Raw genomic sequence first — 9,355 nt, 5'->3', positions numbered from 1 at the left:
AAAAGTAGAGTGCTTACATCAACCCGATAAAATATCCGAGTGCCGCAAATAAAAAGCCTTCGAGCGTACTTTTCATTAAAAAAGAGAAAAACAACGCATACTGTTTCGCTCTCCACTGTTGTGCTAACCGAACGAAGACGGTAGAAAACGTCGTAAAAGCACCGCAAAAACCGATGCCGAATGCTAAATAAAGCGGCTCTCGTAAAGCGAGTGCGAACAACCATCCGAACAACATCGAACCGATATTATTCGTCCAGACAAGTGCGCGGCTTTCATCTTGCATCGCACTTTGAAGAAAGTAACGCGCAAGAGCACCGAGCGCTCCTCCAAGCATGACGAGCATCATGACGAACGCCTCCTTTTATACAGATCACCTACGACTAGCCCGAGCATCGCACTGACAAATCCGATAAAAAAAATAAAGATGAATAAAATAAGACCGAGTAACGGTTCATTTAATGTGCGCTCGAGTAAATGAACGTGTACAGCAGACATCGTCGTAAACGAACTTAAAAATCCTGTCGCAATGAGTGGATGCCAACGCTCTTTCCAAGGTACTTCTACGGTCGTCCAAAGTCCGAGCACAAAAGTTCCGATACCGTTAATGAATAGCAATCGAACGTATGACGTGAGTGTCACTCCCCATATTACATCGACTCCGTACCGACAAGCCGCCCCTAGTGCACCGCCGACAACAACGAACAAAAGGTTGCGTTTCGTCATCCGTTTAATGTTTTAAACGGAACGTATTCACCTAATGGATTTTTCACATGTAATTCCAACATGTAACGGTAACTGACCGGTTCTTCTACGTCCACCCACTGATTTAACGCTCCTACTTCAATGCGATCTTCCGTAATCCCTAGACGTGTCGTTTCATCGGAAAACCACATTAACGCATCGTACAATGTAGACGTCGCATACTTTTGTTCAATCGATGGCTTTCCTTCTTCTTTAAATTGTTGGTAAATGGCTAAACGATATTCCATCCCCATTCCCCCTTTCGTTTGTACCATTATTCCACAAATGATTACGAAAACTCAACTACTTTTCAGTAAACGACAAAAAACCAGCTTCTCTTATAAGAGAAACTGGTTAACTTTTAATGGTTACATCGATTGACGAATGATTTCTTCGATTTGTTCAACGCGAGCACGACGTGGGTTTGTCGCTGCTGTTACGTCTTTCATTGCGTTCGCTGCGAGTGTTGGAATATCTTCTTCTTTCGCACCGAGCTCTGCGAATCCTTCTGGAATGCCGAGGTCTGCTGCTAAACGTTCGATACGTTCGATCGCTTTTTCAGCCGCTTCTAATGTTGAAAGACCTTCAATGTTTTCGCCTAAGTAATGCGCAATTTTAGCGAAACGCTCTTCGCGTCCGACTAAGTTGAACTTACATACGTACGGTAATAACAATGCGTTACATACGCCGTGTGGTAAGTTGTAGAATCCACCCATTTGGTGAGCGATGGCGTGAACGTAGCCGAGGCCTGCGTTGTTGAATGCCATTCCGCCTAAAAATTGAGCGTATACCATCATTTCACGAGCTTCCGCATCTTGACCGTTCGCATAAGCACGTGGTAAATATTTCGGAATTAATTCGAATACTTTTTCAGCCGCTGAATCTGTTAATGGGTTCGCATCAACTGATACGTAAGCTTCTACTGCGTGCGTTAACGCATCAAGACCTGTCGCTGCTGTTAATGCTGGTGGAAGACCGTACATTAACTCAGGGTCATTGATCGAGACGAATGGTGTAACGTGTTTATCCACGATTGCCATTTTTACGTGACGTGCAACGTCTGTAATGATTGTGAATTTCGTCATTTCACTTGCTGTTCCTGCTGTCGTATTGATCGCAACTAATGGAACCATCGGATGTTCTGATTTATCTACACCTTCGTAGTCGTGAATCGTGCCACCGTTTGATGCGACAATTCCGATACCTTTTGCAGCGTCATGGCTTGACCCGCCACCTAATGAGACGAGTGAATCACAGTTTGCTGCTTTAAATGCTTCCACACCTTCCGCAACGTTTTGATCCGTTGGGTTTGGCTCTGCTTTCGGGAAAATTTCAACTTCGATATTTTCCGCTTTAATAATGTCAGCAATTTTGTCAGCTAATCCTAAATTGAATAAGCCTTCGTCTGTCACTAACAATACTTTTTTAGCGCCTGCTCCTTTTAAGCGGACTCCCGTTTCTTGAATTGCACCAGCACCGAAAAGGTTCGTTGTCGGCATTGAAAATGAACTTTGTTTAGCCATAAGGCATCCTCCTTGAGTAAATTCCACAAGTGAGATTGACGTTTTAACGTTCTTGTAGAATAGTTTAAGTATAGGACGATTACATTTGTTCATCAATCATTATGCTCACAGCAAAAGCAATAAAACTGTTTAAAATCGCCTGATTATTAGTTTTTTTACATAAATGAACTATTATTTAGTATCTTTAGGTAAAGATATTATACTTAATAAAAAATACTATTCTAACTTAGTGGCCACTATTTCTCTATGAAACTTATTTTTACTCGTTCCTACAAAAAAGAAGCGATCTACCTTTCGATAGACCGCTTCTGTCATTTTATTTACGCTGTTTTTAAATGATCCTTATCCTTGAATAGAGCCCGCGATAAATAAATAGGCGACTCCTGTAAAAATCGCAAAACCGAAAGCGACGAGCGCTAATGTATCGGCTAATTTCCAATCCATTCTCGCTTGACGATACGGCACATAACTCATCGGCATCATATCATTTTGTGCACGCTGCACATTCGCTAAAATACTTAACGCATAGCCGACTACGAATAAAACGATTTGGCTATACGGAAATAAAAAAATAATATTCACAAATAAACTTGTCATCATTCCACGCTCTTTTCTAATTCAAAATGTCCTCGTTGACCTTTACCCTGTTCATACATGTAATAAAACCCGTACCCATCGTCTTTTTTCAAAATGAGATGAACGGTTCCTTCTGTTATTCGTTCGTGCCATCCGTCTCTTTTCTCATAAAGAAGACCGTTCACAATGACGGTCGGTCCGAGTGGTTCTTCCATTCGGATCGAAGCTGCTGTAGACACGAATAATCCGTCTTCCCATTCCATTTGAATGTTCATCTTCGTCCACGTTTGACGAATCGTACACGTCATCTCCGTCATCGACTCTTTCGTTCCGAACTGCCCTCTGTATTCCCCTCGTATTATAGGTGTACGAATAATACCTAACGTATGAAAAAGCCTTTTCGTCCATAAGGAGCGGTTCACGATGCGCATACCGAGTAAAAATAAAGTGAGCGACGTGATCGGAATCGCGATATGCGAGCCGGGCAAAGTATTTAATTCGTAAGCGAGTAACGAAGCGAATAAAATCGACATTAAGGAAACGTAAAAAATAATCTTATTGCGACTCACGTCGATACTATATGGATGCACCGCACCTCTCCCCCTTCCTAAACTAGTTTCAGTTTATCACGAGGCTACTAAAAAAAACACTTCATTCTTTTGCAAGAACAAAGTGTTTGAGTGATTATTTTCGCAATTGGACGAGTCCGTAAATACTCGTTCCGCTGACGAGTAAAATACCAATCACAAATATGGCAAATGGAAGCGAACTAAAGATGAGCCCCGCTAAAACGAGCATTTCAACAGTCGCTAAGCCGTAGCCGACATACACCCATTGCGTCACCCCGCGATACGTCGCCACAGCGAGCAATACGACGACGAGTAACGGAATGATTATTAATAAAAAGGCAATCGCATAATCGATTGAAAAAATCGACGTTCCTTCCGCCGTGCCAAAAAGTGAAAATGAAGCGATCGGCCAAGCTAAACTGATAATGACGAGCCCAATCGCTATCGTTAAAATCCATTGGAATGTTTTATTCATTGTACTTCCTCCTCATAATAATCAATCATTGCCCCGATACTCGTTGCGCGCACCGCTTCAGATGCAGTCGCTTCGTACAACTCATTCGGACTGCCGACGAGTAACACGCCGCGTATGCGCGGTTCTTTTTTATATGCTTCAAGCACCTTTCCTACGTACGTATCCTTCGTCCGCTCCACATAACGCATCGCATCTTCTACGAACTGGTCAAAAGGGGATGTGTAACGTTCTCCCGCTTCATCCGTTAAAGACACGCCGACCGCAGTACGTTCATCGAGTGGTTCATCATTTTCTGCTTCCCCGCCATCTTCCAACCAATAAGCGACTTCTAACGAACCGAAACGCGAGTTCCATTCTTCCACGGAATAAGACCGGTCTAAAGAAACGGCTAATTCCAACCGTTTCGTCTCGGGCATGCGAAGCAGCTGAGCGCGTTCATTCGCTAGCTCACCATACGACGCAGACGGAGCGTACCACATTTTTAATTTGCGACCATTTTGTAAATACCTCGCCGTCCCACTCGGCTCGAGATACGCACGTGGCTCATAAAATGGGGACTCGAGCATTGCGGTATCTGCCGGTCGAGTGGCAACGAGTGAATACGTGGGCGCTTTCGCCTCCGCTCCCCACGGACGGATACGCTCTTCAAAGTTTCCGATGTAACGATTCATCCCGTATACGTCATAGCGCAATTCTGTGTCGACCATCTTCTCGTGCAAGCGCCAATGATTCCATTGCCAAGCGAGTATACTACTCGTCACAACACTCGTCACGACGACGATAAAACTCGCAAGAATCATATTGCGGTAACTTTTGCGACGCGCTTTTTGAATGACGTTTGAATCTAATTCAAATCGTTCTCTTTCTTTCATATTGTTGTTCCTCCCAACGTTGTTTAAACTGTTTCCGCGCACGATATAAGGAAGTACGCACGTAATCTTCCTTCATCTGCAACAATTGTCCAATCTCTTCGTAGCTATATTCAGCTTCATATTTCAACAATAAAATATGAGCATACGCAGGATTCATCTGTTGTAAAATATGGCGAAACTCTTCTTGCGCTTCTTTTTTAAGCACGTTCGCTTCACCTTCTTCCGCAATTCCCAGAAGCAATCGTTCCATCAATGTTTCATCGACTTGTAAGTGAGGAAAAGCTCGTCGATGACGATACAGATCATAATAATGATGAATGGCGACGCGAAACAACCAGGCTGACGGTTGCTCGGTAGCGATATGAATCCACTGTTCAATCGCTTTTGAAAATGTCACTTGCACGATATCTTCCGCATCTTCTCGCGGGCAACCGAGCTTGCGCAAATAGTTGAAAATGAGCTGCGCTTTCTCTTCGTAAAGCTGTTCTAATGTCTGTTCGGCCACTCCTTTTCCCCCTTTCACCTTTATAACGAATGACGAACGAAAAAGTATACACTTTTTTAAAAAATAAAAAAGACATCGCTTTATACGATATCTTTTCCCTACTTTTTCTATTCAAAAACAACTACGTACGCGGATAGTCTCGATCGTTCCATTCATAGTCGAGCTGCTTTCCTCGGACGAGAAAATCTTCATACGTTATGGCAAGTGCTTCATGTGGCGTCCTGGCATCCGTCGTCGCGTCGAAATATAAATAACGACCGTCAATATGGACGAGATTCCACGCATGCCCTTCTCCGTCACTCACGCCTTGGACGTAATAGTTTTCAATATGGACAGCATCTAATAAAGCGACGAATAGTCTTGCGAATCCTTCGCATACGGCGATATGTTCAGTGAGCGCTCCGTAAGCGGTATTCGAACAATGATAGCCATATGCATCAATGCCCGCTTCTCGTTCCGCCAAATCGTCATCGTATACGACTTGCGTCACGACATCATCATAGAGCGCCTTGACACGTTCTGTATCGGTCATGTCGCTGTGAATAACGCGATGAATGATTCGTTTCACTTCTCGTTGAACAATTTGTCGCTGTCGTTCAATCTCTTCTCGCGGAAGTTCATAGTCGAACCGAATTTCTCCTTCGCCCTCATCTTCCCATAACTCCCAACTGTCCACATACGTCTCTTCCCGACTACATTCGACGAGACATTCGATCATGTCATCCATCGTTTCTCCATCGATGTCTTGTAGAGAAAAAACATAACTTTGAGCGCCGTGCATCATTTCTCGTTTCACTTCTTTATAAAGGGTGGGATATTGCTCAGCCCAACGCTTCTCGGTCATCGTCACCCATTCCTCGTATAAAGGCGAGCGTTTTCGATTGCCTAAAACATATGTTGTGATGAAAATAATGAGTATCATTCCGAACAGCACCATAGGAACACCCCTACTGCAGTATATAACAAAACATACAAAGGAAGTATGTTTCGCTTCCTTTGCATGTTTCACATTAAGCCATTTCTTCTTGTGTAAAGAACGCTTCTCGTTGGTGAGGATGTTTGTCAAGCATCATTTGTTCCGGTTTAATTCCCGCAGCTCGTAAAATCTCAATATTTTGCTCTAAAAATTGATCGCTGCCGACGATGTAAAATAGTCCGTCTCGATCTTCCGCTAACTGTTTTACACGCTCGTAATAGTCCGCGCGATTGTCGACAAATTCCGAAATGAGCTGATGATGTCCTTCCACCGATTCAAAAACATTCGGATATAAATAATCTTTCGTTGAGTCAACGTTTAAAGAATAAAGTTTCTCAATTCCTGTTTGGTCTTCTAAATATTGCAAAATGAGCGGACGGAATGTCGCAAGTCCTACTCCTGATGATAATAAATAGACGTTTGGAATGTGTCGTTGAAACGGAACGTTCGATGACGTTTTAAAAATCGCTACTTTTTCGCCTCGCTCCATATCGCGCAAAATCGACTTAAACTCTGAACATTGTTCTTTAATACGTGTCGTAATGCCGATGTAATTCTCATTTGGCAATGTGGAAATCGACATGTGACGAATGAGGCTGCGATTCGGTTTTTCTCCTGCGTTAAATCCTTCTAAAGCGAAATGTGTATGCGCCCCTTCTTCCCACGTAAACCCTTCTGGCACTTTCAATAAATACGTTTTTACTTGTGGCGTTTCCTCAATAATGTCTTCGATCGTCGTCCAATAAATTTGCATATTCATTCTCCTTCACTCGATGTTACCGCTCACTATACAGGGAGTGATAATCATTCTCAACATAAATGCACATAAAAAAGAGAGATTTTATCCAAAAATGGACAATCTCCCGATTTTTCTCGTTCAGCCTTTCAAGTCGCTCGTTTTCTTCCTATTTTTCTAATTGAGCTTATAACGAATGACCGCTCCTGTTTTAGCATCGTACGCTTGAATATTTCCCGTATGAGGAGGATTCAGTTGAATGAAACTTTGTTCGAATTGTTGAACGAGTTGCCCCTCTTTTTCCACTTCTTCCGTCGGAAACAAGACGTGCGCGTATTGCAAATCTTCTCGCCACTTTGCTTTCACATCTTCTAATGAGACGAGCGGCTCGGCACATTCGTCGATCGTATCGTATAAAGCATGTGTCATATGCGCTTCTTCTACTTTTTGTAAAGATTGATTCCATTGCACGAGAATAGAGTCGCCAACGGGCAACTGTTTATACGTGCGTGAAACATGGACGTGAACGATTTCTTCTTCGATGAGGACATGTTCGACACGTAAAGCAGCATCATGAATGTGCGTCCGAATCCATTCGATCGTAAGCTCTCCCCATCGTTCTTCTTCCGGCGTTAACTCAGAAACAGCAAAATTTTGTACTTCGCCGTTCATTTCTACAACGGGCATCCCGTAAGAAACGTCATACACGAGATGATACGCATCATCTCCTCCGACAAAATCGTCTTGTGACACGTACAACCAGCGCAGCGTCCATTTTGTCGCTTCTGCAACACGAATCGCTAATTGTTCTAGTGTCGTGTTTACGTGAGAAGGAACGATTTCATACGCTACACTCGGAGCGCTGATCATTTCAATGACGCCGTCTAAACGAAGGACGATACCGAATCCGTAAGATTCTAGCCTTTGTTGTTCATGCATGAAATGAAGCGTCACATAATATTGGGCGTCCACTTGCACGCTCGTCACGTCCGTCGAAGTCGTCACATAATCCCCGTATACATGCATGAGCGACTCGCGGCCTCGTCGTTCGAGCGTCTCACGATCTAGCTGCTCTTGCATCGGCACATCATTCGTCGCCATATAATAAATGAGAGGATACGGCGCATCTTCTCGGTATTCATAAATGCCGATTTCCTCTCCGTCTTTTTGCACAACCCCGTCTTCACACGTCGCTTGTAATAGATGAGCGAGTTTCGTCAACATTGATCTCGTCTCCCTTCTCGTAAAATAGAAGAAGAGAAATAAACTTCTCCCGTTACCGCATCAATCGCTGTCGGCACGTCGACATAATACGCACGCGTTCGCGGTGTCGTCCATGCCCACGTCTCTTTCACGCGCAATGACGCTTTCCATTTTTGAAACGCTTCTTCTTCACTCCATTGCGCAAGTTCTACTTCTTCCCACGATTCGTACAAAAGCGGGTCGATATGAAGAGAGAGAAGACGATTTCGTTCCCACTTTGCTTCGACAAAGCGATTCGTCGATTGACCGCCACACAATCGTTCCACAAATACAGTCGTCTCAGCATCTTCCTCTGAAATAGAATGAACACGCCACTCACTATGCGGCACGAGTGACTGGCAAGTCGCTAACGTCTCGCGCACTTCTCGTCTCGTTTCATCGATTTCCTCTTGTTGTCGCTCTTCTCCTTCATCGTGTTCAACCGTGTAAACGTAACGGATTTTCCCTTCAAAAGTCGGACGAGCTAATTGAAGGCACATTCTCTTATGTTGAAGCGCTTCGTTCAACACATCCTCTGGACGCTCTTTTGGCTCTGAGAAGTCGAGCTCTACACATGCTTCACGTTCGAACTGTTCCATGAGTCCATCTCGTCGAATTGTACACGTGATGCCGTCAATCTCGATGACGTACCCTCGCTCTTCCCGGTAATAAAAAATATCCCACGCTCCGTCTTCTACCCGCTGCACTCGCTCGTACGTATAGTGAGTGGGAATAAGCGACGCTAACTGAGCGACTGCGCGCCACATTTCCTCTTCTGAAACTGCTTTTCCAACTGGTGCATATTGTTGTATACGATACGTTTCTCCATTGTTCACAGTACGTGTCGCCACAACTTCATCTTGTACGATGTAATGGATGTGTGGTAATTGCTGTTTGATTTTTCCTTCTTCTTTCAAAATGAACGATTGCCATATCATCTGTAACGCTCCTTAAAAAAATGCCCCCGATCCTTAACGAATGGGAGCATTTTCATTAATTTTTATATCCGCGTGCGCGATTTTTTTGTTCGTTTGCTTTCAGGATGAGAACGGCTGTAAGCATCGTCGTCACCGCTAAAATGAATACTGTCATATTCTTCTCATCTCCTTCCGTTCTCGTTCGTATCTTCAGTATACCCGA

13 protein-coding genes are annotated in these 9,355 nt (G+C 43.8%); all 13 read right to left on the bottom strand.

The genetic code is table 11. The annotated features are described in order from the left end of the window. Positions 1–13 precede the first annotated feature (13 nt). The 13 genes from ACFQ0V_RS11705 to ACFQ0V_RS11645 all read right to left on the bottom strand — a co-directional run bounded on the left by ACFQ0V_RS11705 (position 14) and on the right by ACFQ0V_RS11645 (position 9,153). The gene (locus ACFQ0V_RS11705; RefSeq protein ID WP_381013763.1) at positions 14–346 is read right to left on the bottom strand and encodes a fluoride efflux transporter FluC; all 333 of its coding nucleotides are present in this window, start codon (positions 344–346) and stop codon (positions 14–16) included. After that, on the bottom strand, positions 343–723 hold the full coding sequence (locus ACFQ0V_RS11700) for a fluoride efflux transporter FluC (protein ID WP_381013761.1): 381 nt from the start codon (positions 721–723) through the stop codon (positions 343–345). Before ACFQ0V_RS11700 ends, ACFQ0V_RS11705 begins: the two co-directional genes overlap by 4 nt. Further along, positions 720–989 (bottom strand): hypothetical protein, encoded by a 270-nt coding sequence (locus tag ACFQ0V_RS11695; protein WP_381013759.1) that lies wholly within the window; start codon positions 987–989, stop codon positions 720–722. The genes ACFQ0V_RS11700 and ACFQ0V_RS11695 overlap by 4 nt, the downstream gene beginning before the upstream one ends. Before the next feature lie 120 nt (positions 990–1,109). Next, positions 1,110–2,264: an iron-containing alcohol dehydrogenase gene (locus ACFQ0V_RS11690; RefSeq protein WP_381013756.1), complete on the bottom strand. Its 1,155-nt coding sequence runs from the start codon at positions 2,262–2,264 to the stop codon at positions 1,110–1,112. A gap of 342 nt (positions 2,265–2,606) precedes the next feature. Beyond that, complete coding sequence (locus ACFQ0V_RS11685) at positions 2,607–2,861, bottom strand: hypothetical protein (protein ID WP_381013754.1); 255 nt, start codon at positions 2,859–2,861, stop codon at positions 2,607–2,609. After that, entirely contained in the window at positions 2,861–3,430 is a 570-nt protein-coding gene (locus tag ACFQ0V_RS11680; RefSeq protein ID WP_381013751.1) for a Cap15 family cyclic dinucleotide receptor domain-containing protein, read from the bottom strand. The genes ACFQ0V_RS11685 and ACFQ0V_RS11680 overlap by 1 nt, the downstream gene beginning before the upstream one ends. Positions 3,431–3,524: 94 nt before the next feature. Next, on the bottom strand, positions 3,525–3,884 hold the full coding sequence (locus tag ACFQ0V_RS11675) for a hypothetical protein (protein ID WP_381013748.1): 360 nt from the start codon (positions 3,882–3,884) through the stop codon (positions 3,525–3,527). Continuing rightward, a complete protein-coding gene (locus ACFQ0V_RS11670; protein WP_381013746.1) occupies positions 3,881–4,756 on the bottom strand; it encodes a hypothetical protein in 876 nt (291 codons plus the stop codon). Before ACFQ0V_RS11670 ends, ACFQ0V_RS11675 begins: the two co-directional genes overlap by 4 nt. Beyond that, a complete protein-coding gene (locus tag ACFQ0V_RS11665) occupies positions 4,734–5,261 on the bottom strand; it encodes an RNA polymerase sigma factor (RefSeq protein ID WP_381013743.1) in 528 nt (175 codons plus the stop codon). Before ACFQ0V_RS11665 ends, ACFQ0V_RS11670 begins: the two co-directional genes overlap by 23 nt. A gap of 121 nt (positions 5,262–5,382) precedes the next feature. Continuing rightward, a complete protein-coding gene (locus tag ACFQ0V_RS11660) occupies positions 5,383–6,198 on the bottom strand; it encodes a transglutaminase domain-containing protein (protein ID WP_381013740.1) in 816 nt (271 codons plus the stop codon). 73 nt (positions 6,199–6,271) lie between these two features. Next, positions 6,272–6,991, bottom strand: a complete 720-nt coding sequence (locus ACFQ0V_RS11655) for a dihydropteridine reductase (protein WP_381013737.1) — start codon at positions 6,989–6,991, stop codon at positions 6,272–6,274. Between the two features lie 159 nt (positions 6,992–7,150). After that, positions 7,151–8,197 (bottom strand): hypothetical protein, encoded by a 1,047-nt coding sequence (locus ACFQ0V_RS11650; RefSeq protein ID WP_381013734.1) that lies wholly within the window; start codon positions 8,195–8,197, stop codon positions 7,151–7,153. Further along, the gene (locus tag ACFQ0V_RS11645; RefSeq protein WP_381013731.1) at positions 8,191–9,153 is read right to left on the bottom strand and encodes a hypothetical protein; all 963 of its coding nucleotides are present in this window, start codon (positions 9,151–9,153) and stop codon (positions 8,191–8,193) included. Before ACFQ0V_RS11645 ends, ACFQ0V_RS11650 begins: the two co-directional genes overlap by 7 nt. Positions 9,154–9,355: the final 202 nt, after the last annotated feature.

This window comes from Savagea faecisuis (assembly GCF_042675605.1).
GTDB classification, from domain to species: Bacteria; Bacillota; Bacilli; order Bacillales_A; family Planococcaceae; genus Savagea; species Savagea faecisuis.
This window is presented reverse-complemented; position numbering and strand designations above follow the sequence as displayed.

What these genes read in the sequence shown, in the direction of transcription:
- ACFQ0V_RS11675 (WP_381013748.1), bottom strand. Translation starts at nt 3,884, where the DNA reads ATGAATAAAACATTCCAATGGATTTTAACGATAGCGATTGGGCTCGTC.
- ACFQ0V_RS11690 (WP_381013756.1), bottom strand. Translation starts at nt 2,264, where the DNA reads ATGGCTAAACAAAGTTCATTTTCAATGCCGACAACGAACCTTTTCGGT.
- ACFQ0V_RS11695 (WP_381013759.1), bottom strand. Translation starts at nt 989, where the DNA reads ATGGAATATCGTTTAGCCATTTACCAACAATTTAAAGAAGAAGGAAAG.
- ACFQ0V_RS11700 (WP_381013761.1), bottom strand. Translation starts at nt 723, where the DNA reads ATGACGAAACGCAACCTTTTGTTCGTTGTTGTCGGCGGTGCACTAGGG.
- ACFQ0V_RS11705 (WP_381013763.1), bottom strand. Translation starts at nt 346, where the DNA reads ATGATGCTCGTCATGCTTGGAGGAGCGCTCGGTGCTCTTGCGCGTTAC.
- ACFQ0V_RS11670 (WP_381013746.1), bottom strand. Translation starts at nt 4,756, where the DNA reads ATGAAAGAAAGAGAACGATTTGAATTAGATTCAAACGTCATTCAAAAA.
- ACFQ0V_RS11650 (WP_381013734.1), bottom strand. Translation starts at nt 8,197, where the DNA reads ATGTTGACGAAACTCGCTCATCTATTACAAGCGACGTGTGAAGACGGG.
- ACFQ0V_RS11660 (WP_381013740.1), bottom strand. Translation starts at nt 6,198, where the DNA reads ATGGTGCTGTTCGGAATGATACTCATTATTTTCATCACAACATATGTT.
- ACFQ0V_RS11685 (WP_381013754.1), bottom strand. Translation starts at nt 2,861, where the DNA reads ATGACAAGTTTATTTGTGAATATTATTTTTTTATTTCCGTATAGCCAA.
- ACFQ0V_RS11645 (WP_381013731.1), bottom strand. Translation starts at nt 9,153, where the DNA reads ATGATATGGCAATCGTTCATTTTGAAAGAAGAAGGAAAAATCAAACAG.
- ACFQ0V_RS11655 (WP_381013737.1), bottom strand. Translation starts at nt 6,991, where the DNA reads ATGCAAATTTATTGGACGACGATCGAAGACATTATTGAGGAAACGCCA.